The organism is Flavobacterium ponti (assembly GCF_042652765.1).
GTDB classification, from domain to species: domain Bacteria; phylum Bacteroidota; class Bacteroidia; order Flavobacteriales; family Flavobacteriaceae; genus Flavobacterium; species Flavobacterium ponti.
This window is the reverse complement of the sequence record NZ_JBHSGW010000025.1, coordinates 148,870-174,398: the sequence shown is the minus strand read 5'-3', so window position 1 is coordinate 174,398 and position 25,529 is coordinate 148,870. Positions and strand designations below refer to the sequence as shown.

Here is a 25,529-nt window from a genome sequence, read left to right as displayed (position 1 = left end):
ATAGAAAGAGTTTAATTTACATAGCTATAAAAGCTTTGTTGTATTCTCTTAAATCCAATAAATTGTTTTTCTTTGAACAATCAACTAATAACGATAAAAAGTAACTAAAACTCTCTAAGTTATTTTCAGAAGAATAAACAGAAGCTTCAGTTTCAGATTCTTCATCAATTGGTTCATCGTTTGGAATTTCAATCAAAAAAGCATTATTTTCTTCAAGATGTTCGTAAGACAAACGTAATGCTTTTGTTAAAACAGGATTATTTAAATCCATAGTAATTTCTCTAACTTTTTTTAAATCTTCAATAATTGAAGAAAAATCATATTTGTTAGAAGAAATTTCCTTTTGAATTTTTTCAATAAGTTGTGTGGCTTGTTTATTTTGCATGATATAATTTTGTGCGGTAAAATTACTATATAAGTCAATTATACACAAGGTTTTTTTTATGTATTTTAAATATTTATAATTGACTTATAATATATATTATGTAAAATAGAATATTTCAATACATCTTTGTTTCTAACTAAAAGAATCGTAAATTCGTTATAGTAATTCTTATTGTATGAACAACTCTATCGCTCAACGTATTGCTGATTTTTTAAAACACTATGAACCGTTTTTATATTTAGATTCTGAAGCCATTTATTTAATTGCCACACAAGTCAAAGTTTTATATTTAGAAAAAAATCAAATTTTATTTCAAATTAATGATAAAACCCATGATTCTTTTTATGTAGTTAATACTGGTGAAATTGGTTTAAATATAACTTCAGACTCTGACGATGTTTTAATTGATAAATGTGATGATGGTGATATAATTGGTTTACGACCATTTTTTGCAAAGGATAATTATTTAATGACTGCAAAAGCTCGTGAAGAATCTATTTTATATGCTATTCCAATTGAAGTTTTCAAACCTTATGTGTCACAAAATCAAGAGGTTTTGAATTTTTTATTGGAAAGTTTTGCTTCAAATACAAGAAATCCTCATAATACAGAAAACAAAGGTAAATTAATTTCTGAAAATGTAATATATGATGACCAATCTACTGAAATTCAATATTATCAGCCTATAAAATACACTAAAAAGCCAATTACTTCAAAGGCTAATCATATAATTAAGGATATTGCCCAAAAAATGGTTGATCATAAAATTGGAAGTATTATTGTAGAAAAAAGCAATATTCCTATTGGAATTATTACGGACAAAGATTTACGTTCAAAAATAGCTACAGGTTTATTTCCTATTGAGGTTGAAGCCAAACAAATTATGTCTTCTCCAGTTATCACAGTTGCAGAAAATTTATCCATTGCTGAAGCTCAAATTATGATGTTAAAATATAATGTTGGTCATCTTTGCGTTACAGTTGACGGCACATTTCATTCTGAAATTAAAGGTATTATTTCAGAGCATGACATAGTTGTGGCTCAAGCCAATAATCCTGGAGTATTAATTAAACAATGTAAAAGAGCTACAAATTCAAAAGATTTGAGAATTATAAGAGAAAAATTAACCGATTTAATTCAGCAATCTTTAGACAAAAACATACCTATCAATCATTTATGTTCGATAACTGGAGAAATCAATACCGCTATTTCAAAAAGGGCCATTGAATTGGCTATAGAAAAAATAGGAACTCCTCCTCCAACCCGTTTTTCATGGATGGCAATGGGAAGCCAAGGTCGAAAAGAACAATTGTTAATGACTGATCAAGATAATTTTTTACTATTTGAAGATGTTCCTGATAAAGATTATGATAAGGTAAAGTCTTATTTCCTTCAATTGGCTGAACGAGTAACTAAAACTTTGAATAAGATTGGTTATGAATATTGTCCTGCAAATATGATGGCCAGCAATCCACAATGGTGCAAATCATTAACTGATTGGAAAAAACAATTTAATTTATGGATAAATGCTCCTGGTGATAACGGAATTTTAATGTGTTCTATTTTTTTTGATTATGATTTAGTTTATGGAGACGAATTTTTAGTGGAAAAATTAACTCAAAACATATTTGATAATACTCATAAAAACGAATTGTTTTATGCATATCTTGGTACAGATGCAATTAAAAGTCCACCACCATTGGGATTTTTTAAACAATTTATTGTAGAAAATGATGGAGAGAACAAAGATTCATTTGATATAAAAGCTAGAGCTCTAATGCCAATGATTGATGCTGGTAGATTATTAGCTCTCAATAAAGAACTTAGAAATGTAAATAACACCTATTTGCGTTTTAAGAAATTAGCTGAAATAGAACCTCAAAATGAAGATTTATATTTGGCTTGTGCAGATGCTTTTCTGGCAATTTTAACCTTTAGAACTAAAGAGGGATTGCAAAATGGTAATTCAGGTAGGTATTTGAACTTGAAAGAGTTATCAAAATTAGATAAAGTAAAACTTAAAAATACTTTTAGTCCTATTCAAGGTATTCAAGAATTGATTAAAACACGATTTCAATTAACCTATTTTACATAAACATGAGTTGGAATTGGTTTAAAAAAGCATTACAAGAAAAACCCAAATTTTGGGAAACGTATTTGTCTCATTTTGTAGGTAAAGAACGAAGCAAACGTTATGTAATATTTGATTGTGAATCAACAGGTTTACATGTTAAGAAAGACAGAATATTATCAATAGGAGCTGTTGCTATTTTGGATGATAAAATTGAAGTAAATGATTATTTTGAAGTTTTTGTTGTTCAAGAGTTATTTAAACCAGAATCTGTCCCTATTCATGGTATAATGAGAAATGGTAATGAAGATAAAATTGTTGAAGCTGAAGCAATTATTAGGTTTTTAGATTATATTAAAGATGCAACTCTGGTTGGACATCATGTAAATTTTGATATCGAATTAATCAATGAAGCATTGGGAAGATTACATTTGGGTAAATTAAAAAATGAATTTATGGATACAGATGCTATGTACCAGAAATTGAAGCATTTACATTTTGAAGAGCACCGAAGTTTAGATGAATTATGTGATATTTATAAAATCAGAAAAAGTGATAGACATACCGCTTCTGGTGATTCATTTATAACAGCACTCCTTTTTTTGAAATTGAAGAAGAAATTGGAGATTTAAAGTATTCCAACAATTTCATTGATTCTACCATGATGACTAACAGAAATTGGTTTGTTTGAATTTAATTCAATTGGTAGTCCATTTTTATTTTTACTATAATCTGAAGTTTTGATGTATTGAATTCTATTAAAATCTGATTTATCCAAAACCACTACAGTTTTAATAAAATCATTTTCAACAATAGTTTTTCCATAAAATAAAGTCCCAAATAATTGAACAACTGATTCTTTTTGGTCATTTATTTCAATAATTTCAATTTTTATAGGATAAAAACCTTCATTATAATTAATTCGTTGATAGGCTTTATAAACACTTTCTTTTATACTCCAAAGCATCCAAACCATTTCGTCTTGATTTGGAGCTTTTTGAATTAAATCTTGTTCAAATGTTGTGAATAGTTTATTTAGAAAGCCTTTTCGTTTCCAATTGCTTTCTTTTCTACCTACTACTAAATCTACAACATCATTTCCTATCATTTTTCAGCTAATTTGGTTTGAATGATTATAATTGTATGCTCTAAATCGAGCATTTTCTCCATAGATTCATTGTCAATTTCTATGTCAAAAGCTTCTTCAACATCTAACACAATGTCAACTAAATTAGCAGAATTGATGTTTAAATCTTTAATGAAATGGGTTTGTTCATTTATATTTTCAAAAGCATCATCATCTTTAACAAATGGTTTCACGATTGGCTTTAATTTTTCTATTATTTCTTCTTTATTCATTTTATATGTCTTACTACTTAATACTCAAATCTTAATACTCTATTGATACTTTTTAAAGATAACACAACCATTTACATCACCAAAACCAAAACTTGCTTTAGCTACAATATTTAGTTCTTTGTGCAACAATTTTTGTGGAATTTTATCTTCCGAAATTAATGCTTTTATTTCATCATTCAAATCTTCAGAGTTTATATTTGGAAAAATAAAACTATTGTAAATTTGAAGCACCGTTGCGACCGACTCAACACTTCCTGCACCAGATAAACAATGTCCAACCATTGATTTTAATGAATTTATATACGGAAAATCGTTTCCTTTTCGACCTAAAGCTTCACACCAATTTTGAATTTCTAAACTATCTTTTGAAGTTGCTGTCAAATGACCGTTTATCGTATCAATTTCATTTGGATTTACATTGGCATCTTTCAAAGCATCTGTAATACATTTTTGAACAGCAATTGAATTGGGAGCTGTCATAGTTCCTTCACCTCTTTGTCCTCCTGAATTGATATTTCCTCCTAATATTTCAGCATAAATTCGAGCTCCACGAGCTAAAGCGGTTTCTAACTCTTCAATAACAAAAGCTCCTGCTCCACTACTTGGTACAAAACCTGAAGCAGTTGCACTCATTGGCCTTGAGCCTTTTTCTGGTGATTCATTATGTTTGAAAGTACAGACTTTCATGGCATCAAATCCACCCCAAATGTAGGGGCCAGAATCACTTGTGCTTCCTACTAACATTCGTTTGGCTTTTCCTTGTTGGATTCGTTCAAAACCTAATAAAATACTTTCTGTTCCTGTTGTGCATGCTGAAGAATTGGTTGTAACTTGATTGCCTAAACCTAATTTTCCACCTAAGTAAGCTGAAATTCCGCTGTTCATGGTTTGTGCGACAGCTGTACTTCCGAGTCTTCTGGTTTGAAAATCATCAATTTTATAAATAGATTCTCTGAATTTTTCAATACCAGATGTTCCTGTTCCGAAGATTGTTCCGCTTTCCCAATCAGGATTTTCATTGTTTTCGATGGATAAACCTGCATCTTTCCAAGCATCCACTCCTGCAATTACACCATATAATATTCCGGTTGAATTGAAATTTCGCAATTCAAGTTCTGAAAAGTATTCTCGTTTTAAGTCTTCTGAAATTTTTGGAGCTCCTGAAATTTGACAAGAAAATTTTAAACGTTCTAATTCAGCATCAAATTCTATCCCAGAAATTCCGTTTTTTATGGCATTTGTGAACGTCTCCAATCCTACTCCATTTGGTGCAACAATTCCTAATCCTGTTATAACGACTCTTCTTTTCAAACTATATATTTTCTTTTAAACTTTTAACCTTATCTATAAAATCATTCCTGCTAAAGTTCCAGAACAAACTTCTTCTTTCTTATCATTTAGCATTTTGACTTTACATTTTAGTTTTCCAAAACGATAGTATATTTTTTCTGAAATAACAGTTACTTTTTCATTTGGATAAACGGGTTTTAGAAATTCAACTTCTGATGACGTGAAACCTATGTTTTTTATATCTTTTTTTTCATTTAGATAAATTCCCAAGCAAACTAGTCCTATTTGAGCCATGGTTTCCGTTAAAATAACTCCAGGTGTAACTGGATTTTCTTTGAAATGGCCTTTATAGAAATCTAAATTTTCATCAAAAGTAAACGTACCTTCTACTCTATTCTCATCAATAGAAATAATATCATCTACAAACAAAAAAGGTTGTGTGTAAGGTAATTTTGATATGATTTCTTGTTTTGTCATATAATCGCAAATTCGCAAATTATTTTATTCTTTCTTAAAATTCTAATAACACTCTTTGTGCTGTGAAACCTGGTCCAAAACTCAACATTACCCCTTTTTCACCAGCTTTGGGTTGGTTGTTCATGATTCGTTCTAGTACATAAATTACTGTTGCACTAGACATATTTCCATATAAACGAAGTACTTCTTTGGTATCATCAATATTCTTTCCTAAATCCGAAAATAATCCTTCCACTAAGTTAACGATTTTTTTTCCACCTGGATGAAAAATCAAATGTTCGATATCTTTTATTGCTAAATTATTTCGTTCTAAAAAAGGGTGCAGAATTGCAGGAAAATGTTCTTCAATGGTATCTGGCACTTCTATGTCTAAAATCATTTTTAAACCTTTGTTGGTTAAATCAAAACCCATCATGTGTTCCTTATCGTAGAAATGATACATGGATTCGTCAACGATTGTTGGTCCAACTTCATCTTCATGCGATGACATTAAAACACAAGCAGCACCATCACCAAAAATAGCAGCACTAACAATATTTGCCATCGAATAATCATCTAATTGAAAAGTTGCTGTTGGACTTTCTACAGTAATTACAACAGCCCTTTTGTTTGGATTCGCTTTCAGAAAGTTTTTGGCATAAATAATTCCGGAAACACCACCAACACATCCCATTTCTGTAACGGGCAAACGAACTATATCTTGACGTAAATTCAATTTATTGATTAAATAAGCATCTAATGAAGGAATCATAATTCCAGTACAACTTACTGTAATGATAAAATCGATTGTTTCGGGTTGCCAATGGGCTTTATCCAATGCTTTTTTCAATACTTTTTCTCCTAAAACAATCATTTCTCGTGCATAAATTGCATTTCTTTGTTCGAAAGAATGTAAAGAAAAAACTTCTTCTGGATCCATTATAGAATAACGTTTATCTACATTGGCTCCTTCAAATATCTTCTTGACTTTTCGTTTAAAGCGATCGTCTTGATTGGCTAACCAAATATCTAAAAAAGGAATGATATCCTTTGTTTCTCTTGAGAATTCAGGTAATTGAGTGGCAACATTTATTATTTTGACTGACATAATTTAGATTTTCAGATTTTCAGATTTTGGATTTTGGATGTTGGAATTTATTTCTTAATTATCCATTGGTAGCGAAAAGCCCATTTCCAATTTATGGTATATTTTTTTAATTTATTTCGTTCGGAGAATTCAATTAATTCTTGTTTTTTGAAACCTCTTAAAATAGATACTAATCCATCTTCTTTGGACATTTTGTTTAATCTGAAAACCCAACAAATTACTTGAAATGCTCTATAAGCAACTATATTTCTGTGTAAATCATTGATTACAATTCCTATTCTTGCTTGTTTGTTAAAAAGTAGAATTAAATAATCAATTTGGTTGTTTTTAAAATGATGTAACGTTAGGGTGCACAAAACTATATCATAATTCATTTGAGCAAAAACTTTACTAAATATATCTTCGCATTTATAACTAATATTTGGATATTCTTTTGAAAGTTTTATAGCATAATCAATCGTAAAAGCATTAGCATCTATTCCTATTAAATTGAATTTTAGATTATTTTTATTTCCATATTCAGCTAAGGTTCTCAACATATCTCCATTACCACAACCAACATCTACAATTGTAATTGCTTCTTCTGAATTAATCAATTTTTTAACTCCTTCTAAAGTCAAATGGTTTCCACCTAAAAACTGATTTATTGTAGCAATTTTGTCCAAAGCATCACGCAATTCTTCACCTTCTAGTGAAAAATCATCCATGATTTCTTCTTCTTCTGTTCTGTATTTGGTATTTATTGCCATTATAAAGGATTGCCGTGTGTTTTTTTTATGATAATTGGTAACAAGAAAGGAAATGCTATCAAAATCGACATTGTTATTTTAGAAAGATACGAATTCAATAAGAGTTTGGATAAAAATTTTCCAAAATTGAGTCTTTTTTGGAATGTTTTGTTCCAAATTTGTTGATATTTTGATTCTAATGTTGCTCTCGAAATTTTTTCTTGAAGATAATCAGTTACTAAATCACAACTTATTTTTGAACTGTGAATTGCCATTGCCATTCCATTTCCACACAAAGGATGAATTAAACCTGCTGCATCACCAATCATGAGCATATGATTTTCTATTTTAGGTTTGTCTTCAAAAGATATTTGACTAATTGTTAATGGCTTTTTAAAAATAATTTGACTTTCCTTAAAAATTGATTCTAGATTTTTGTTTTTATACAGTACATTTTCTTGAAAATCTTTTATGTCTTTATATTTTTTGAAGGACTTATATTTCACCAAATAGCAAATATTTATTACATCATTTTCTACTTTAGAAACTCCACAATAACCACCTTTAAAGTTATGTAACCCAACTAAGTCATTTGGAAATTTGCCTGAATAATGAGCTTTAACAGCTAACCATGGAGATTTTTGTTGAATGAACTTGCGGTGCAGTTGCATATCTAGATTAGAACGTTTTCCAAAAGCACCTAAAACTATTTTTGATTCATAAATTGTATTTGATTGTGTAAAAATGGTAAATATTTCATTGGAAAAACCAACCTTAGTAACAACTTCTTTTATAACCTTTCCTCCTAACTCTAAAAATTTATTATACAAAAAGTTATCTAAAACATAACGACTTATGCCAAAGCCACCTAAAGATAGGTCTGATTCAATTGTTTTTCCGGAATAAGTAGATAATTGTGTTTTATTGATTATTGTGGGCTGAAGTGATTCAATTTTTAAACCTAAATCTGATAGATAAGGTAAAACTTCATTCGAAATAAATTCACCACAAACTTTGTGTTTTGGATAGTCATTTTTCTCAAACAGAACTACTTTGAAATTTCGTTTTAATAAATCAATACCTCCTGTTAGACCAGCTAAACCACCACCAATTATTGAAATTTCATTGTTTGCTTTCATTTATCTAATGTACTATTTCTTTTAATGAAATAGGCTAATTATTATTAACTTTAACTATTGTTAAACATCAAACTTAATGACTTATTTTTAATTAATTTTTATTACATGGAAATTATATAAATAGTTTTTATAATTCAATAAGTTAGCCTACTAAATTGTAAATAAATTTATAAGAAATTTAAAAACCATGACTTTAGAAATAATTATTGTATTTAGTATACTTCTACTATCGGTAGTATTATTTGCCTTTGAAGTATTTCCTATTGACAAAATTGCCTTTTTTATAATGGTAAGTTTATTGGTTTTTGGTTTATTAAAACCTGAGGAAGCAATCAGTGGGTTTTCTAGTCCAGCTACTATTTCAATATTATGTTTAATGATTTTAGCTATAGGATTAGAGGATAATGGAGTTATTTCGTGGTTATCTAGTGGTCTTCAGAAGTTGAAAATACTTCCCTTGTTGTTAATCATCCCATTGTTTATGTTTATCACTGGAACAGTTTCAAGTTTTATAAGTACCACTGCTGTTGTTATTGTTTTTATAAAAATCATCACAGATCTTGCTAGAAAATATAAAATTCCCAAAGGGAAATTACTTTTGCCAATTTCGTTTGCTGGAATTTTAGGAGGAAGTTGCACGTTGATGGGAACTTCAACAAATCTTATTATCAATTCAGTTGTAAAGAAACATGGTATTGAAGGTTTTACTTTTTTTGAATTCAGTAAATATGGTTTACTTTTCTTAGTTATTGGAATTGTGGTTGTGACTTTACTATCCTTTTTACTTCCATCAGGAAACAATGAAGAATATGATGTTTTGGATATAAATAATCGATATTTAACTACTGTTCAGATTAAAGAAGACTCAGAATTAATTGATAAAATTTTAGAAGAAACCTATCTTTTTAAGAAAGATAAAATTAAGATTTTAAAACTAATTAGAGGTTATAAAAGCACAAAACTACCAGGAAAATACATTAAAATTAAAGCAAATGATGTATTTGTGATTAGTGGTGATGCTAAGTCTATTTTTAATTTAAAAAATTCAGATAATTATCTTGTAAACTATACATTAGAAGACGAACAAAAAGAAGAAACCGAGGAAGAAAATACAGAGGAAAATGAATTGAATTATACTAAAATAATTGATTTGGTTGTTCTTCCCGGTTCACCTTTAATTAATAAAAGATTTTCTGACATTAAAAGTTATATGATTAATGGTGCAAAGCCTCTAGGATTTAGAAATAGAACAAAACTGCCTAATTTTTATGAACGAATCATGCAAAAAAATATGGATGATTTAACTATTAACTTGGGAGATCATGTTTTGGTAGAAATACCTGAGAAAAGATACTTTGAATTTAGTTCATCTGAATACATGACTGTGAATAGAGATTATGATTTCACACTAAAAAGCTCAAAAACAAAGCGAAATATTACTTTTATAATTCTACTTGTAGTAATTGGTTTAGCTTCTACCAGTATACTTCCTATTTTAAGTAGTGCTTTGGTTGGATGTGCTTTACTCTTAGTTTTTAATTGTATTCGTTTAGGAGACATTTACAAAAAAGTAAATTGGGAAATTATCTTTTTACTAGCTGGAATGATTCCAATTGGGATAGCGATGGCAAACAGTGGAGCTGATAAATATCTGACTAAACATTTATTGGATTTGTGTTTAGACCAAAAGCCCTATTTTATTATTGGAATTCTATTTTTAACGACTATGATAATCAGCGGTTTTATATCTAATAATGCTACAGCTATTATTATTACTCCAATTGCAATTGCTTTAGCACAAGGAATGGATTTACCCGTAAAACCTTTTATTTTAGCTGTTTTATTTGCTGCTAATTTTAGTTTCTTTACTCCAATGGGTTATCAAACTAATACTATTATTTATGGCTTAAATGTATATAAATTCAAGCACTTTTTTATCGTTGGAGGTATACTGTCAATCATTTTGTGGATTGTAGCTACGTTTGTATTATCGAGTATGTTGTAAAAAAAGGAAGCTTACAGCTTCCCTTCTTTAATTTCTTCAACACATTCTGGATTAAGAAGTGTAGAGGTATCTCCAAAATTACTAAAATCTCCTTCGGCTATTTTGCGTAAAATTCTACGCATAATTTTACCAGAACGCGTTTTAGGTAAACCTGTAACAAATTGGATTTTATCTAATTTTGCAATTGGTCCTATTTGATTTGAAATCATTTCATTAATTTCTTTACGTAAATTGTCATGATTACGGCTTTCCCCTGATTCTTTTAGAATGACATAACCATAAAGAGCATTTCCTTTCACATCATGAGGGAAACCCACAATAGCACTTTCAGCTATAGCTGGATGTTCATTTACAGCATCTTCAATTGGAGCTGTTCCTAAATTATGTCCAGAAACAATAATTACATCATCTACTCTACCTGTGATTCTATAATATCCTACTTCATCTCGCAACGCACCATCACCAGTAAAATATTTACCTGGAAAGGCTGTAAAATAAGTTTCTTTATAACGTTGATGATCACCCCAAATCGTTCTAGCCATACTTGGCCAAGGAAATTTAATACACAAACTTCCTGTTACTTGGTTTCCTTCTATTTCATTTCGTAATTCATCCATTAAAACAGGTTGAATTCCTGGTAAAGGCAATGAAGCGTAAGTTGGTTTTGTTGGTGTAACGAAAGGAATTGGAGAAATCATAATTCCACCTGTTTCAGTTTGCCACCAAGTATCTACTAATGGACATCGTTTGCCACCTACATGATCGTTGTACCAGTGCCAAGCTTCTTCATTGATAGGTTCACCAACAGAACCAATTACTTTCAATGATTTTAAAGGAAAACGTTGTACAAAATCAAGACTTTCTTTTGCTAAGGCACGAATAGCTGTTGGTGCTGTGTAGAATTGATTAACTTTATGTTTTTCAATAACTTCCCAAAAACGACTAAAATCTGGATAAGATGGAACTCCTTCAAAAATAACAGTTGTTGCACCATTTAAAAGAGGTCCATATAAGATATATGAATGTCCTGTAATCCAACCTATATCTGCTGTACACCAATACACATCTTCTTCTTCATAGTTGAAAACATTTTTGAATGTATAAGCTGTGTAAACCATATAACCAGCAGTAGTATGAACCATTCCTTTAGGTTTTCCTGTTGAACCAGAAGTATAAAGAATAAATAACGGATCTTCAGCATCCATAATAGCTGCTACATGATTTGCAATAGCTTCATCTAATAAAGGTTGTAACCATTTATCACGTCCTTCTTTCATGTTCACATCAGAGTTGGTACGTTTAGCTACTAATACAGTTTCAACAGAAGGACAATTTTTTAATGATTCATCTACAATTCCTTTTAAATCAATTGTTTTGTTTCCTCTAAAACCACCGTCAGAAGTGATTACCATTTTGCATTCACTATCGTTGATACGAGCTGCAACAGCTGAAGCAGAAAAACCAGCAAAAACTACCGAATGAATTGCTCCTATTCTTGCACAAGCTAAAACAGAAACTGCTAATTCTGGAATCATTGGTAAATAAATACAAACTCTATCTCCTTTTTTAATGCCTTGCTCTTGCAAAACATTAGCCATTTTAGCAACACGAGCATATAAATCGTTATAGGTTATATGTTGTGCTTCTTCTTTTGAATCATTAGGCTCAAAAATAATAGCTGTTTTATCACCTCTTTTATTTAAGTGCCTATCAATACAGTTTTTAGTAATATTTAGTTTTGCATTTAAAAACCATTTAAAACTAGCTTCTTCCATATCAAACTCAAAGGTTTTATCCCATTTTTGATACCAAGTAAATTCATCATCAGCAATTTTATCCCAGAATTTTCTAGGTTCTCTTACTGACTTTTTATACATTTTAAAATAGTTTTCTAAATCTTTGATTTTATAGTAACTCATATTTTTAGTGTTCAGTTTTCAGTGGTTAGTATTCAGTAATAATAAATGTAAATATATGAAATCCGATTAAGGCTTGAAATTATTTCTTGCTAATTTAATATAGATTTATTTAAATGATCCAATTTTATATTTTTGAAAATCTTCTTTAACTTCATCAATAATTGCTACATCATCAATGGTTGAAGGAATTTGGAAGTTTTCTCCATCTACAATACTTCTCAATAATTTGCGAAGAATTTTTCCCGAACGAGTTTTTGGTAATCTTTGTATAATGATGACATTTCGTAAACTAGCTACTGCTCCAATTTGTGCTCTAACTAATTGAACTACTTCATGCTCTAATTGAAAATGCTCTATGGCTTCTCCTGATTTTGTAACTACCAATGCTAATGGTATTTGACCTTTTAATTCATCATTTATACCAATCACAGCACATTCTGCAACAGCATGATGAGAAGCTACAATTTCTTCCATTTCTGCCGTTGACAATCGATGTCCAGCTACATTAATAACATCATCTACTCTACCAGTGATAAATATATAATCATCTTCATCTTTATAACCACCATCACCTGAAAAATAATACCCTGGAAATTTATTCAAATATCCTGATTTAAATCGTTCATTATCATTCCATAAATCCAATAATGTTCCTGGTGGTAAAGGTAATTTGATAACCACATAACCTTCTTCATTTGGACTTAACTCATCTCCATTTTCATTAAAAATTCGGATGTCGTAACCTGAAACAGCTTTTCCTGCTGAACCTGGTTTTATGGGTAAATATTCAACTCCCATCATATTGGAAATCATTGGCCAACCTGATTCTGTTTGCCACCAATGATCTATAGCTGGAATTGGAATATGTTGTTGGTACCATTCTAGTGTAGCTATATCACAACGTTCACCTGCTAAAAATTGTGTTTTTAAGCTACTTAAATCATGTTTTTTAATAAATTCTCCATTAGGATCTTCTTTCTTTATGGCACGAATGGCTGTTGGAGCTGTAAACATTACGTTTACTTTATGTTCTGCAATAACTCTCCAAAAAGTGGAAGCATCAGGAGTTTTTATGGGTTTGCCTTCAAAAATAATAGTTGTATTTCTATTTATAAGTGGTCCATAAACAATAAAACTGTGACCAACTACCCAACCTACATCTGAAGCTGCCCAAAATACTTCTCCTTCATTTACACCATATATATATTGCATTGAAAATTTAAGTGCAGTAGCATAACCACCTGTATCTCTGACAATTCCTTTTGGTTTCCCAGTAGTTCCAGAAGTGTATAAAATATACAATGGATGTGTTGATTTCAAAGAAACACAATCCGTTTCTTCTGAGCCATAAACTAAAGCATCATAATCAACATCATATTTTTTAAAAGGAACTCTTGCTCCTAATTTTCTATTGAAAACGACTACTTTTTTGGGTTTATGTTCCGCTAAAGCAATTGCTTCATCAACCATTGGTTTATAGGCAATTACTCTATCAATTTCAATTCCAGATGAAGCCGTAATAATTGCTTTGGGTTTGCAATCATCAATTCGTATAGCCAATTCGTGTGGAGCAAAACCTCCAAAAACTACTGAATGAGTGACTCCAATTCGAGCACAAGCTAACATAGCAAAAGCGGCTTGAGGAATCATTGGCATATAAATAATAGCTGTATTTCCTGTTTTTAATCCTAATGAAAGTAAACCTCCAGCAAGCTTTGATACTTCTGATTTCACTTCATTATATGTATATTTCTTTACAGTTTGCGTAACAGGTGAATCAAAAATCATGGCAATTTGATCTCCAAAACCATCTTCAATGTGTTTATCTATAGCTAAATAACATATATTCAATTCTCCATCTGCAAACCATAATGGATAATCGTTGTAATCTTTAGATAAAATAGTCGTTGGATTTTCAAACCATTTTAGTTGTTGGGCTTGTTCTGACCAAAATTCTTTAGGAAATTGAATACTTTTGGAATAAAAATCTTTATAATTCATTTACTAATACCTGTTTGAAGTTGTGTTAATTAAGTATAGTAAATATAAAGAAAATCAGAATTCCATTTTTAAAAATGTTGCTAAATAAATATAGTTAATGGCTTATTGTTAATGGTTATTGCTTTACAACTTACTCAACCAATTTAAACACCTTATCCACAACATTTTTAATAGAAAATGGTTTGGTTAAGTAAGCATCTGCACCCAGTGCTAATCCTTTCTCTATATCCGAAGCTTTGTTTTTGGCAGATAAAAATATAACCTTTGTGTGTTTTAAATTTTTGTCTTTTTTAATTTGCTCTAATGTAGCATAACCATCAACCATTGGCATCATAATATCCAAAATAATTACATCTGGAAAAATGGTTTTTATTATATCCAATGCTTCTTGACCATCACGAGCAATAAATACTTCATAATTGCTTTTTTTGAAAGTATATTCCAAAGTCATTACAATGTTTGGTTCGTCGTCAACAATTAAAATCTTCTTCATAAATCTATAGTTTCATAATTTTTTAAAGGCAAAGTAAAAGCAATACAAGCTCCTTTTGCACTTGGTTCTACCCAAATTTTACCTTGATGATGTTCGATAATTTGTTTGCAAATAGCTAAACCTAAACCACTTCCAACAGGTTTTTTAATATTCTGATTGGTGGATTGGTAAAATTTATCAAAAATTGCTTCAACATCTGATGGGTTTATTCCTTTTCCGTTATCTGTTACGGTTGTTTTTACAAAGGTATTTTCAATTTTGCAATTTATGGTAATGTTTCCGTTTTTTTCTGGACAAAATTTAATAGCATTAGATAATAAATTGGTAATAACCTGAATAATACGATCTTCATCATAAAAACAAAATACAGCATTGCTTGAGTTAAAAATTACATCAATATTTTTATTTTTGATTAGATGTTGCAACGGTTCAATTGAATTTTTTATGGTTTCAATTAAGTCATTATTACTGGGATTTATGGTTTGTTTTCCTGTTTCAAACTTTTCCAAATCCAGAATTTTATCGATTAAACGATTCAATCTATCGGATTCGGAAATAATATTTTGTAGAAATTGTTTCTTCAAGTCTTCTGGAATTTCATCATCATCGTGCAAAATTTCACTGGCTGCTCTAATCGCTGTGATTGGTGTTCTCAATTCATGAGTAACAGTATCTAAAAACTCATCTTTTTGTTTGTCTTTTATCACTAAATTTTCATTAGCATTTTTAAGTTGTGATGAAATCTTTTTCAATTCATTAGAAGTTTCAATCAACTTTTTATTAATGATGATATTTTCTTTGGATTCTTCTAAGATTTTTAAAACTTCAGGCAAAGTGACTTTTTCTTCTTTGACCACACTTGAAATCAAAATTCTTGCTGAGGCAGTACCAATGTGACCGGTTAAAAGATTTTCGGCAAATTTAACCAAACGAGCATCGGCAAGTTCTTGATTGGAATCTACATTATATTTTGTATTGAAAATATGCATGGCTCGTTTTGTTCTGTCTTCTCCTAAAAATCGAATTAAGACTTTCTTAATATCACTGGTGTAAGCCGTTCCTTTCCAAACAAAAGCATTTTCGTGATTTGCACTGTATTTTTCAATATCTACATACATTTCGGCATAATTTCGTTCTCTATAATTTCCTTTAAAACTTACAGAAACCGCAAAATAAACCATTGTATTGAACAGCAAACTCCAAAATAACGCATGAGGAACAGGTTGCAAATAATCCAATCCAAACAATTGAAAAGGTTTTAAAATTTGAATATGAAACAACCCTTCTGAAATAAATGGTGAATTGTCTGAATAAATGCCAATAGCATAAGGAATTAATAAGGTGTACATGCATATTGAAAACCCAATAATTATAGACCAAATGGCACCTAAACACGAACCTCTTCTCCAAAAAACTGCTCCAAAAAAAGCAGGTGCTAATTGAGCAATAATAACAAACGAAATTAACCCTATAGAAACTAAGTTATAATCTAAAGCAAAAAATCTATAGATAAAATAGGATGAAATAATTATTGAAAAGATACCTATTTTTCTAATGTTTACAATCTTTTTGTTGTTGACCAATTGTTCTTCATTTCTTAATTTTCCTAAGAATGTATAAGGAATTAATATGTTATTACTCAACATTGTAGATAAACTAATACTTGAAACTACAATCATTGATATGGCTGCTGAAAATCCTCCCAAAAAAACAATAATGGTTAATAAATCATTATTAAAAAATTGAGGAATGAGTAATGAATAAGTATCGGCATTGACATTTTGTCCTTTAAACAAAATATTGCCACCCCAAGCAATGGGATAAACAAACAAATTGAAAATCAATAAATACAAAGGAAACAACCAAATAGCTGTTTTAATGTGACGTTCTCTATTGTTTTCCACAACCGAAATGTGAAATTGTCTAGGCAATAAAAAAATAGCAAACAAGGAAACCATGCACATAAAGAACCAGTTGATGCCTTGTGTTAAACCACCAATTTTATTTTTTTCTTCAAAACCAGTCAGTTGTGAAGCTTGATGATAAATGTCTTCAAAGCCGTCAAAAACAAAAAAGGTTACATAAACTCCAATGATTATAAAGAATACAAGTTTTAAAATACTTTCCATGGCTACTGCCATAACAATTCCTTTTCTTTTTTCTGAAGCATCTACATAGCGCGTTCCATAATAGGATGAAAATAAAGCTAATGCAACAGCAACATACGTTGTGGTATCATTAAAAATTAAGGATGACGAAGAAGTTTTGGTTACAATGTGAAAAGTCTCAGCAATAGCTTTTAATTGCAAAGCAACATAAGGCAAAATCCCAAACAAACATACAAGTGTAACAATGGCTCCTAAAAACCTACTGTTGCCGTATCTAAGTGAAATAAAATCAGCAATACTTGAGACATTATTTACCCTTGAAATTCTAATGATTTTTCTTAAAATTATTATCCAAGCCGGAATAATTATGATGGGACCAATATAAATAGCAATATAACTTAATCCTGAATTAGCTGCTACTCCAATACTACCATAGTAAGTCCAAGCTGTACAATAAACCGCTAAGGATAAGGAATATATATAGGAATTGTTGGTCCATTTTATATTTCCTTTTTTTTCTGCCCAATGTGCAATAAAAAACAAGAAGATTAAATAGCCTAATAAAATGATAATTAGTACTATACTATTCATAATATCGATTTACAACTAATAAAGAAACTAAGATAGAAAAGAGCCAAAGGGAGAATATATAAATATAAATAATTGGAAAACCTAACAATGCATTTGTACTATCAAAAAGAAGTAAAATAGGTAAGTTAAATGCAATTAGCAACCCAATACTTAATACTAATAATTTTTGTTGATGTCTTTTTTTCATACGAATTTACTATAAAGTAAATATATTGATTTTTTTTAAATGTTGTATGAAAGTAAATGTATAAAAAAACAAATCTCTGCCTTTAAAAAAGCAGAGAAATGTAACTTAGTTTATGACCAATTAAACTAAAATGAAATCTTAATGTCCTGTTGCTTCACCTGCACCAGAAGGAATTCTAATATGTTCCACAATATCTTGAACATCTTGCGGAGGAGCTGGTGTAAAGGCATTTACTGCAAATGCAACAATGAAGTTTACAATCATAGCTACCGTTCCAAATCCTTCAGGAGAAATACCAAACCACCAACTGGCTTTTAAACCATCAACAGCTTCTTTTCCACCATCAAAAATTCCGAATTTGAATTTTAACATATAGAAAAGCATTAACAATAAACCTACTACCATTCCGGCTATTGCCCCTTCTTTATTCATTCGTTTGTGGAAAATTCCTAAAATAATCGCAGGAAAGAATGATGCTGCAGCTAAACCAAAAGCCAATGCAACCACAGCAGCAACAAATCCTGGAGGATTAATTCCAAAATAACCTGCTACAACTACAGCTACAGCAGCAGCACCACGTGCAGCCCAAAGTTCTCCTTTTTCAGAAATATTTGGATTGATCATTTTTTTGATTAAATCATGAGAAACTGAAGATGAAATTACCAATAATAAACCAGCAGCAGTTGATAATGCCGCAGCCAATGCACCAGCAGCAACCAATGCAATTACCCAGTTTGGCAATTGTGCAATTTCTGGATTAGCCAATACCATGATGTCGTTATCAATTGTTAATTCACTTCCTTTTAACCCTTTTGCTTCTTGAGCTGCTAAGAATTCTTCATTTTTTGATTTATCGTTATAATATTGAATTTTTCCGTCACCGTTTTTATCTTCAAATTTTAATAATCCTGTTTTTTCCCAATTGGTAAACCATTTTGGCATAGTTGCATATTCTTTGTTACTAACAGTTTCAATTAAATTAGTTTTTGCAAAAACAGATACCGCAGGAGCAGTTGTGTATAAAATAGCAATTAACAATAAAGCCCAACCCGCAGATTTACGAGCATCTCTAACTTTTTTAACAGTAAAGAAACGAACAATTACGTGAGGTAAACCTGCTGTTCCAACCATTAATGCTAAAGTTATTGCAAATACATCTATCATTGATTTTGAACCATTGGTATATTCTGCAAATCCTAATTCTGTAGAAAGACCGTTCAATTTATCCAATAAATAAACATTTCCATCACCAGTAACCGTTCCACCCATTCCTAATTGTGGAATTGGATTACCCGTCATTTGTATTGAGATAAAAATAGCGGGTACCATGAAAGCAAAGATTAACACACAATATTGTGCTACTTGTGTATAAGTAATACCTTTCATTCCTCCAAGAACAGCATAAAAAAGTACAATTACCATTCCTATAACCACTCCTGTTTCAATTTCCACTTCTAAGAATCTAGAAAAAACAACTCCTACTCCACGCATTTGTCCAGCTACATAAGTAAATGAAACAACTAACGCACAGATTACAGCTACAGTTCTAGCCGTGTTAGAATAGTATCTTTCCCCAATAAAATCAGGTACTGTAAATTTTCCAAATTTTCTTAAATAAGGTGCTAATAATAATGCCAAAAGCACATATCCACCTGTCCAACCCATTAAGTAAACAGCTCCATCATATCCTGCAAAAGATATAATTCCAGCCATTGAGATAAATGAAGCTGCTGACATCCAATCGGCAGCAGTTGCCATTCCATTAGCTAAAGGAGAAACTCCTCCACCAGCAACATAAAATTCTTTTGTTGATCCAGCACGAGACCAGATAGCAATTCCTATGTATAGAGAAAATGTAATCCCTACAATGATGTAGGTCCAAGTAAGTACATCCATGATATTTTTTTTGTTTTAGTTAATTAATTAATCGTCAAATCCGTATTTTTTATCCAATCTGTTCATCAATCGAACATAGACAAAAATTAAAATCACAAAGACGTAGATTGAACCTTGTTGTGCAAACCAAAATCCTAATGGAAATCCACCAACTTTGATTTCGTTTAATGTATCTTTGAATAAGATTCCAGCTCCATAAGAAACCGCAAACCAAATACTCAATAATATTAGAAGATACTTTAGATTTTCCTTCCAATAAGCCGTAGCATGTTTTTGTTTATCGCTCATAATAGTTATTTAATTAAAGATTTTTTATAGATAAATCATTGCTTGTAGTGTCACAGTATTGACAGCTTTGTTTGTAGCATATTTAAGGGATTGATATTCTAATGTCAATTTAGAATTATGTCCACTGAAATATAAGTTTGTTCCAATACCTAATTGATTTGCATTATCATTTAATGCATCAATTTTTCTAGCATCATACGATAAATAAGGTTGGAATTTTGTGGTTTTTTGGGAAGGAATTACATACCCAAGATGTCCATGAAGTAATGAACCTGTTTCATAGGTTGTTCCTAAAGTAAAGTCTTTACCATAATCATTATTTTGATATAATGCATAAGCGGTTAAAGCACCTCCATTTGAGCCTACTGGAGCATCATAAAAAACGTCTGCAGCTAATATTTTTACATCTTGTCCACTCAAATTTCCTGACGCATCAGCTACTACAGAACCACTCGGATGCACAAAGAATCCAGCTCCAACATTAAATACTTTTTTACTTCCAAGATAAGTTCCTACTTTGTATGGTAAAAAGTTACTTTCACTATCTTTAAAAGCATATTCAAAATATCCAGCAAAGTTTTTTCCTGCATCTCTAGAACCTAATAATCTTCTCCCTGTATAGGTAGCAGCACCACCATTTACAGGAACAGCAGTTGCTTGTAAATTATTTGTCATAGCCTCATTTATAGAAATTCTATATTGAAATTTATCAATAGTTCCTTTAGCATAAAAACCAATATGTCTAGCAAATTGATCTGATAAACCTAAAGTTGCCCATGATTGACGTTGATTATCTAAAGTCATTATGTTTAATGTACTTTGATTGTTTAAACGAGAAATACCATTCCAATAATGTAAACCTCCACCAACAGCATGATTTTTTCCAACACTATATTGTGCCCATACATCATGAAAAAATAATTGAGAAGATTCTCCTTTTCCAGTTGGAGATAAATTATTAGCGTTTAAACTATTTAATCCAAAATGAGTAAGGATTAAAAAATCTTTGTTAATTTGAGCATACATTAAAACACGAGCTCTTCGCAAATTGAAGTTTAATTTACTATCAGTAGATGGCACATCATCATTGTATTGTGCTTGTACTTGTGCCCACGAAATGATTCTGAAGTATTTTGAACCATCTTCATTTATATTAACTTTTAATCCTCCTCCATAATCTGGAGAACCTTGTGAAAACCCAAAATAAGATAGGGATAACACGAATAGAAACATTACTTTTTTCATAATTAAAATTTGGTTAGTTGTTAATTTTGTTCGACCAAATTCTAAAATTTTGTTAATGAAAAAAATTATGATATATATATATGTAAAGAAGTATAGCTAATCCTTAAATCGTTCCCATTTAATTAGCATAAACTTGTCTCCTAGCTCGGTTATAATCATTCCAGCACCTGATAATAATTCTTTATCTTTCAAATATTCAATTAACTCATTATGCTTAAATATTTTATAAGTTGGATGATAATTAGGATGTGGAGGTTTCTTTATTTTGAACTCCTTTACCCAATTACTAATCGAAACATGAGAAACCCCAATGATTCGTTCAATTTCCCTATAACTCAGGCCTTCTAAATACAATTGCAAAGCCTTTGTTACGTAGTAATCATCAATCTTTTTACCTAACTTATTTACGGTGAAATAATAAGTACAAGATTTGCATAAATAACGTTGTCTTTCTTTAATTATTCCACTCTTTACAATGCCTGTATTCTGACATTTTGGACAAGCAACAATTTCCATGTATAAAAAATTTGCATAAATATATTAATTTTGCAAATATAATTTATCAAATACAGAAAAAATTTAGGATGTTTTTATTGACTATAAAAAAATAACTCATAAAAATTAGCAATTTAATAGAAATTAGTAAATATTTATAAATGAGTGCATTTTATGTTAGATATGTTTTTTTTGAAAAAATATAATCCAATATCATTCCATAACTCCTAATATTTTATTTAATTTGTAGAAACAACTACAACTAAAATGCAATTCAATACCCAAGAAACAGACGAAAAACTGTTATACAAACTCCTTACAGGAACCATAATTCCTAGACCAATTGGCTGGATTTCAACAATTGACAAAAACGGAATTAACAACCTTGCTCCTTTCTCTTATTTTAACATGGTTTCAAGTGATCCTCCTTGTGTGATGTTTTCTACAAGAAGAGATAATAATAAAAACAAAGACACTTTAAATAATGTTTTAGAGAACAAAGAATTTGTTGTGAATTTAGTCACGCATGAAATCGTAGAAAAAATGAATGCAACTTCTGCTGCTGTAACTTCAGATGTAGATGAATTTGAATTAGCCAACCTTACTCCTATTGATTCAATAATGGTTAAACCCAAAAGAGTTAAAGAAAGTTTAGTTCATTTTGAATGCGAAAAAATACATCATTATTTCATTGACAATGAAGCAAATGGAGGTGCATGTGTAGTAATCGGAAAAATCAAACTTATCCATATAGATGATTCAATACTATTGGAAAACAATTATATAAATTTAGACAAATACAAACCTGTTGCCCGTTTAGCAGGTTCAAATTATGGTACATTGGGAGAAATTTTCTCCATAAAAAGAGCCTAGAATGACAACAAAACAATTAGAAATTAAAGTAGCTATGCAGATTCAAAAACCTATTCATGAGGTTTTTGAAGCAATTGTAAATCCTGAAAAAATGGTCAATTATTTTATTTCAGAAAGCAATGGCATTATGCAAGAAGGAAAAGAATTAATTTGGAAATTTCCAGAATTTGATTTCGATTGTCCTGTTCGTGTTGGCAAAATAGAAAAGGATAAATTTATTTCCTATTATTGGATGATAGATGATATTGAACTTTTGGTAGAAATGACTTTGACAGAGAAAGAAAACAATTCTACGCTAGTTTCAATTACAGAAAAAAGTATGGAAAACAATGAAAAAGGATTAAAATGGTTATCAGGAAATTCTTTTGGATGGTCAAATTTTCTTTCTTGTTTAAAAGCTTATGTAGAATACGGCATTAATTTAAGAAAAGGTGCTTTTGATTTCATGAGACCAGAGAATCAATGTTCTTAAAAGAAGAAAATAGAATATAGAACATAGAAAAAAAAGATTTTTTTAATTTCTTAAATTTCTCAAATCTGTGTTCCAAAAAAACAAAAAATACTGAAATAAATTCAGCATAAAAATGAAAATAACAGTAATTGGTGGTGGTCCAGGAGGACTATATTTTTCGATATTAACCAAAAAAGCAATGCCTGATTGCCAAATCGATGTGTACGAACGCAATCGTCCGGATGATAGTTTTGGGTTTGGAGTGGTTTTTTCTGATGAGACTTTAGGGGAATTCTTGAAAAAAGACATGAAATCTTATGAATTAATTCGAAGTAAATTCGCTTATTGGGATGATATTATTATAGCTCGTGACGGACAAGAAGTTAGTATTGCTGGAAACGGATTTTGTGGTTGTTCTCGTAAAACACTATTGCAATTGTTACACCAACGTTGCCAAGAAGAAGGTGTAAATCTTCATTTTGAAGCCAATGTGGACGATTTAAGTCAATTTGCTGATTCAGATGTAATCGTAGCTTGTGATGGAATTTCAAGTCAAATAAGAACACAATTTGAAAGTGATTTCGGTACAAATGTCGAGTTGAAGAAAAACAAATTCGTTTGGATGGGTTCTACAAAACCATTAGACGCTTTTACCTATTTTTTCAAAGAAACCCAACACGGAACGTTTGCAGCTCATACCTACCAATACGAAGAAGGCATGAGTACTTGGATTTTTGAATGTGCTCCAGAAACTTGGGAGAAATACGGATTTGATACTTATAATGAAGAAGATACCGTTCAAAAACTACAAGATTTATTCAAAACTGAATTAGACGGTCATCCATTAATTACCAATAAATCACATTGGAGGCAATTTCCACATGTAACTAATGAAAACTGGTTTAAAGACAACATCGTTTTATTAGGAGATTCGAAAGCCACAGCACACTACTCTATTGGCTCTGGAACGAAATTAGCTATGGAATCAGCAATTGCTTTATCAGAAGCTCTTGTTGAAAATCCAAATAACATTCAAAAAGCATTTGAAAACTACGATAAATCAAGAAGAAACATTGTAGAAATGATTCAATATGCTGCCAATGTTTCTCTCGATTGGTTTGAAAATATGGACCGACACATGCAACATCCATTTTACCAATTTGCCTTTGGATGCATGACTCGTTCTAAAAAAGTAACCTACGAAAACTTACAAATACGCGACAAATCATTTACTGATAAAGTTCTTGAAGAATTCAATTCTTCCCAACAACCGACAACCAACAACCAACAACAAATAGCCGCTGCTTTTTCAAAATTCAAATTAAAAAATTTAGAACTACATAACCGAATTGTAATGAGTTCAATGGGACAATATTCGGCAGAAAATGGATTGGTTAACGATTGGCATTTTCAACATTATACTTCTTGTGCCATTGGTGGTTTAGGATTGATTTTAACCGAAATGACGGCTGTTTCAGAAAACGGACGTATTACTTTAGGTTGTGCTGGAATATATAATGAAAATCAAATAGTTGAATGGAAACGAATTAATGATTTCATTCATAAAAATACGCAAACAAAAATCGGAATTCAATTAGGTCATTCGGGTCGAAAAGGTGCCACAAAAAGACCTTGGGAAACTGATGATTTAAAAGATAAATGGGAATTACTTTCTGCTTCTCCTATTCCATTCAATGAAAACTTTCCAAATCCAAAAGAAATGACTTTGGAAGATATGGATTTGGTTTGCAGACAATTTGTTCAAGCTACAAAAAACGCTGAAGAAGCAAAATTTGACATGATTGAACTACAAGCTCATCACGGATTTTTATTAGCTTCTTTCCTTTCTCCTTTGACTAATATTAGAACAGATGAATTTGGAGGAAGTATCGAAAACCGCTTAAAATTTCCTATGCGAGTTTTCAATGCAATGCGAAATGTTTTCCCAAAAGAAAAACCAATGTCTGTTAGAATTTCAGCAACTGATTGGGCTGAAAACGGAATTTCAGAAGATGATGTTATAACTATTGCAACGGCTTTCAAAAATGCTGGAGCTGATATTATTAATGTTTCTACTGGAAATACAGTTGCACATCAAAAACCACAAACTGGTAGAATGTGGCAAACTCCTTTTTCAGATACTATCAGAAATTCGGTTCATGTTCCAACAATTACAGCTGGTTACATTCAAGACATTGACCAAATAAACACTATAATTCTAAACGGAAGAGCTGATTTAGTGGCTTTAGGAAGACCTTTACTATTAGACCCTTATTTTGTTAGAAATGCTCAAGCTTACGAAAAATTCCAAGCAGAAGATATTCCTAATCAATACAAAATGGGAATTTCTCACTTATATCCTTTAAAAGCTTCCGAAAGAAAACAAGCTGAAGGAATGAAAAAAGCATTGAAACCAAAAAGCAATAAGAAATAATTACGAA

General features: G+C 30.6%; 22 protein-coding genes. 6 read left to right on the top strand and 16 right to left on the bottom strand.

Annotated features, from left to right (window positions below; genetic code table 11):
* Positions 1 to 16: 16 nt before the first annotated feature.
* A complete protein-coding gene (locus ACFO3U_RS09070; protein WP_379740919.1) occupies positions 17 to 385 on the bottom strand; it encodes a hypothetical protein in 369 nt (122 codons plus the stop codon).
* A gap of 175 nt (positions 386 to 560) precedes the next feature.
* Here ACFO3U_RS09070 and ACFO3U_RS09065 point away from each other — a divergent pair, with 175 nt between their 5' ends.
* On the top strand, positions 561 to 2,480 hold the full coding sequence (locus tag ACFO3U_RS09065) for a DUF294 nucleotidyltransferase-like domain-containing protein (RefSeq protein ID WP_379740916.1): 1,920 nt from the start codon (positions 561 to 563) through the stop codon (positions 2,478 to 2,480).
* A gap of 2 nt (positions 2,481 to 2,482) precedes the next feature.
* Positions 2,483 to 3,088, top strand: coding sequence for a 3'-5' exonuclease (locus ACFO3U_RS09060; RefSeq protein WP_379740913.1), 606 nt, complete (start codon positions 2,483 to 2,485; stop codon positions 3,086 to 3,088).
* Here the strand turns inward: ACFO3U_RS09060 and ACFO3U_RS09055 are convergent.
* The 7 genes from ACFO3U_RS09055 to ACFO3U_RS09025 are packed head-to-tail and all read right to left on the bottom strand — an operon-like array spanning position 3,085 to position 8,536.
* Positions 3,085 to 3,564 carry a 4'-phosphopantetheinyl transferase family protein gene (locus ACFO3U_RS09055; RefSeq protein WP_379740909.1) on the bottom strand — a complete coding sequence of 160 codons (480 nt, stop codon included), beginning with the start codon at positions 3,562 to 3,564 and terminating at the stop codon, positions 3,085 to 3,087. The genes ACFO3U_RS09060 and ACFO3U_RS09055 overlap by 4 nt on opposite strands.
* The gene (locus ACFO3U_RS09050; protein ID WP_379740906.1) at positions 3,561 to 3,815 is read right to left on the bottom strand and encodes an acyl carrier protein; all 255 of its coding nucleotides are present in this window, start codon (positions 3,813 to 3,815) and stop codon (positions 3,561 to 3,563) included. The genes ACFO3U_RS09055 and ACFO3U_RS09050 overlap by 4 nt, the downstream gene beginning before the upstream one ends.
* 39 nt (positions 3,816 to 3,854) lie before the next feature.
* Entirely contained in the window at positions 3,855 to 5,126 is a 1,272-nt protein-coding gene (locus ACFO3U_RS09045; protein WP_379740903.1) for a beta-ketoacyl-[acyl-carrier-protein] synthase family protein, read from the bottom strand.
* A 33-nt stretch (positions 5,127 to 5,159) separates the two neighbouring features.
* A complete protein-coding gene (locus ACFO3U_RS09040) occupies positions 5,160 to 5,582 on the bottom strand; it encodes a 3-hydroxyacyl-ACP dehydratase FabZ family protein (RefSeq protein ID WP_379740900.1) in 423 nt (140 codons plus the stop codon).
* A 34-nt stretch (positions 5,583 to 5,616) separates the two neighbouring features.
* Entirely contained in the window at positions 5,617 to 6,669 is a 1,053-nt protein-coding gene (locus ACFO3U_RS09035; protein ID WP_379740897.1) for a type III polyketide synthase, read from the bottom strand.
* 47 nt (positions 6,670 to 6,716) lie between these two features.
* The gene (locus ACFO3U_RS09030) at positions 6,717 to 7,418 is read right to left on the bottom strand and encodes a methyltransferase domain-containing protein (RefSeq protein ID WP_379740894.1); all 702 of its coding nucleotides are present in this window, start codon (positions 7,416 to 7,418) and stop codon (positions 6,717 to 6,719) included.
* On the bottom strand, positions 7,418 to 8,536 hold the full coding sequence (locus ACFO3U_RS09025) for an NAD(P)/FAD-dependent oxidoreductase (protein ID WP_379740891.1): 1,119 nt from the start codon (positions 8,534 to 8,536) through the stop codon (positions 7,418 to 7,420). The genes ACFO3U_RS09030 and ACFO3U_RS09025 overlap by 1 nt, the downstream gene beginning before the upstream one ends.
* 187 nt (positions 8,537 to 8,723) lie before the next feature.
* Here ACFO3U_RS09025 and ACFO3U_RS09020 point away from each other — a divergent pair, with 187 nt between their 5' ends.
* Positions 8,724 to 10,541 (top strand): SLC13 family permease, encoded by a 1,818-nt coding sequence (locus ACFO3U_RS09020; protein WP_379740888.1) that lies wholly within the window; start codon positions 8,724 to 8,726, stop codon positions 10,539 to 10,541.
* A gap of 11 nt (positions 10,542 to 10,552) precedes the next feature.
* Here ACFO3U_RS09020 and acs read toward each other — a convergent pair whose 3' ends face one another.
* From acs to ACFO3U_RS08980, 8 genes are all read right to left on the bottom strand, one after another.
* Positions 10,553 to 12,460, bottom strand: a complete 1,908-nt coding sequence (gene acs, locus ACFO3U_RS09015; RefSeq protein WP_379740885.1) for an acetate--CoA ligase — start codon at positions 12,458 to 12,460, stop codon at positions 10,553 to 10,555.
* A 105-nt stretch (positions 12,461 to 12,565) separates the two neighbouring features.
* A complete protein-coding gene (locus tag ACFO3U_RS09010) occupies positions 12,566 to 14,461 on the bottom strand; it encodes an acetate--CoA ligase (RefSeq protein WP_379740882.1) in 1,896 nt (631 codons plus the stop codon).
* Between the two features lie 130 nt (positions 14,462 to 14,591).
* A complete protein-coding gene (locus ACFO3U_RS09005; RefSeq protein ID WP_379740879.1) occupies positions 14,592 to 14,954 on the bottom strand; it encodes a response regulator transcription factor in 363 nt (120 codons plus the stop codon).
* Positions 14,951 to 17,653 carry an ATP-binding protein gene (locus ACFO3U_RS09000; protein ID WP_379740876.1) on the bottom strand — a complete coding sequence of 901 codons (2,703 nt, stop codon included), beginning with the start codon at positions 17,651 to 17,653 and terminating at the stop codon, positions 14,951 to 14,953. Before ACFO3U_RS09000 ends, ACFO3U_RS09005 begins: the two co-directional genes overlap by 4 nt.
* Positions 17,654 to 17,978: 325 nt before the next feature.
* Entirely contained in the window at positions 17,979 to 19,736 is a 1,758-nt protein-coding gene (locus ACFO3U_RS08995) for a sodium:solute symporter family protein (RefSeq protein ID WP_379740873.1), read from the bottom strand.
* A gap of 27 nt (positions 19,737 to 19,763) precedes the next feature.
* Entirely contained in the window at positions 19,764 to 20,024 is a 261-nt protein-coding gene (locus ACFO3U_RS08990; protein WP_379740870.1) for a DUF4212 domain-containing protein, read from the bottom strand.
* Positions 20,025 to 20,048: 24 nt separating this feature from the next.
* Positions 20,049 to 21,269: a hypothetical protein gene (locus ACFO3U_RS08985; protein WP_379740867.1), complete on the bottom strand. Its 1,221-nt coding sequence runs from the start codon at positions 21,267 to 21,269 to the stop codon at positions 20,049 to 20,051.
* A 96-nt stretch (positions 21,270 to 21,365) separates the two neighbouring features.
* Positions 21,366 to 21,785, bottom strand: a complete 420-nt coding sequence (locus ACFO3U_RS08980; protein ID WP_379740864.1) for an IS1/IS1595 family N-terminal zinc-binding domain-containing protein — start codon at positions 21,783 to 21,785, stop codon at positions 21,366 to 21,368.
* A gap of 246 nt (positions 21,786 to 22,031) precedes the next feature.
* Between ACFO3U_RS08980 and ACFO3U_RS08975 the strand changes: the two genes are divergently transcribed.
* The 3 genes from ACFO3U_RS08975 to ACFO3U_RS08965 all read left to right on the top strand — a co-directional run bounded on the left by ACFO3U_RS08975 (position 22,032) and on the right by ACFO3U_RS08965 (position 25,522).
* Positions 22,032 to 22,637 carry a flavin reductase family protein gene (locus tag ACFO3U_RS08975; RefSeq protein WP_379740860.1) on the top strand — a complete coding sequence of 202 codons (606 nt, stop codon included), beginning with the start codon at positions 22,032 to 22,034 and terminating at the stop codon, positions 22,635 to 22,637.
* Position 22,638: 1 nt separating this feature from the next.
* Positions 22,639 to 23,109 (top strand): SRPBCC domain-containing protein, encoded by a 471-nt coding sequence (locus ACFO3U_RS08970; protein ID WP_379740857.1) that lies wholly within the window; start codon positions 22,639 to 22,641, stop codon positions 23,107 to 23,109.
* A 112-nt stretch (positions 23,110 to 23,221) separates the two neighbouring features.
* The gene (locus ACFO3U_RS08965) at positions 23,222 to 25,522 is read left to right on the top strand and encodes an oxidoreductase (RefSeq protein ID WP_379740854.1); all 2,301 of its coding nucleotides are present in this window, start codon (positions 23,222 to 23,224) and stop codon (positions 25,520 to 25,522) included.
* Positions 25,523 to 25,529: the final 7 nt, after the last annotated feature.

Coding starts and splice junctions, on each gene's coding strand:
- ACFO3U_RS08985 (WP_379740867.1), bottom strand. CDS start 21,269: ATGAAAAAAGTAATGTTTCTATTCGTGTTATCCCTATCTTATTTTGGG.
- ACFO3U_RS09020 (WP_379740888.1), top strand. CDS start 8,724: ATGACTTTAGAAATAATTATTGTATTTAGTATACTTCTACTATCGGTA.
- ACFO3U_RS09050 (WP_379740906.1), bottom strand. CDS start 3,815: ATGAATAAAGAAGAAATAATAGAAAAATTAAAGCCAATCGTGAAACCA.
- ACFO3U_RS09065 (WP_379740916.1), top strand. CDS start 561: ATGAACAACTCTATCGCTCAACGTATTGCTGATTTTTTAAAACACTAT.
- ACFO3U_RS08970 (WP_379740857.1), top strand. CDS start 22,639: ATGACAACAAAACAATTAGAAATTAAAGTAGCTATGCAGATTCAAAAA.
- ACFO3U_RS09030 (WP_379740894.1), bottom strand. CDS start 7,418: ATGGCAATAAATACCAAATACAGAACAGAAGAAGAAGAAATCATGGAT.
- ACFO3U_RS08980 (WP_379740864.1), bottom strand. CDS start 21,785: ATGGAAATTGTTGCTTGTCCAAAATGTCAGAATACAGGCATTGTAAAG.
- ACFO3U_RS09000 (WP_379740876.1), bottom strand. CDS start 17,653: ATGAATAGTATAGTACTAATTATCATTTTATTAGGCTATTTAATCTTC.
- ACFO3U_RS08995 (WP_379740873.1), bottom strand. CDS start 19,736: ATGGATGTACTTACTTGGACCTACATCATTGTAGGGATTACATTTTCT.
- ACFO3U_RS09025 (WP_379740891.1), bottom strand. CDS start 8,536: ATGAAAGCAAACAATGAAATTTCAATAATTGGTGGTGGTTTAGCTGGT.
- ACFO3U_RS09010 (WP_379740882.1), bottom strand. CDS start 14,461: ATGAATTATAAAGATTTTTATTCCAAAAGTATTCAATTTCCTAAAGAA.
- ACFO3U_RS09070 (WP_379740919.1), bottom strand. CDS start 385: ATGCAAAATAAACAAGCCACACAACTTATTGAAAAAATTCAAAAGGAA.
- ACFO3U_RS09055 (WP_379740909.1), bottom strand. CDS start 3,564: ATGATAGGAAATGATGTTGTAGATTTAGTAGTAGGTAGAAAAGAAAGC.
- ACFO3U_RS09005 (WP_379740879.1), bottom strand. CDS start 14,954: ATGAAGAAGATTTTAATTGTTGACGACGAACCAAACATTGTAATGACT.
- acs (WP_379740885.1), bottom strand. CDS start 12,460: ATGAGTTACTATAAAATCAAAGATTTAGAAAACTATTTTAAAATGTAT.
- ACFO3U_RS09035 (WP_379740897.1), bottom strand. CDS start 6,669: ATGTCAGTCAAAATAATAAATGTTGCCACTCAATTACCTGAATTCTCA.
- ACFO3U_RS09060 (WP_379740913.1), top strand. CDS start 2,483: ATGAGTTGGAATTGGTTTAAAAAAGCATTACAAGAAAAACCCAAATTT.
- ACFO3U_RS08965 (WP_379740854.1), top strand. CDS start 23,222: ATGAAAATAACAGTAATTGGTGGTGGTCCAGGAGGACTATATTTTTCG.
- ACFO3U_RS08975 (WP_379740860.1), top strand. CDS start 22,032: ATGCAATTCAATACCCAAGAAACAGACGAAAAACTGTTATACAAACTC.
- ACFO3U_RS08990 (WP_379740870.1), bottom strand. CDS start 20,024: ATGAGCGATAAACAAAAACATGCTACGGCTTATTGGAAGGAAAATCTA.
- ACFO3U_RS09040 (WP_379740900.1), bottom strand. CDS start 5,582: ATGACAAAACAAGAAATCATATCAAAATTACCTTACACACAACCTTTT.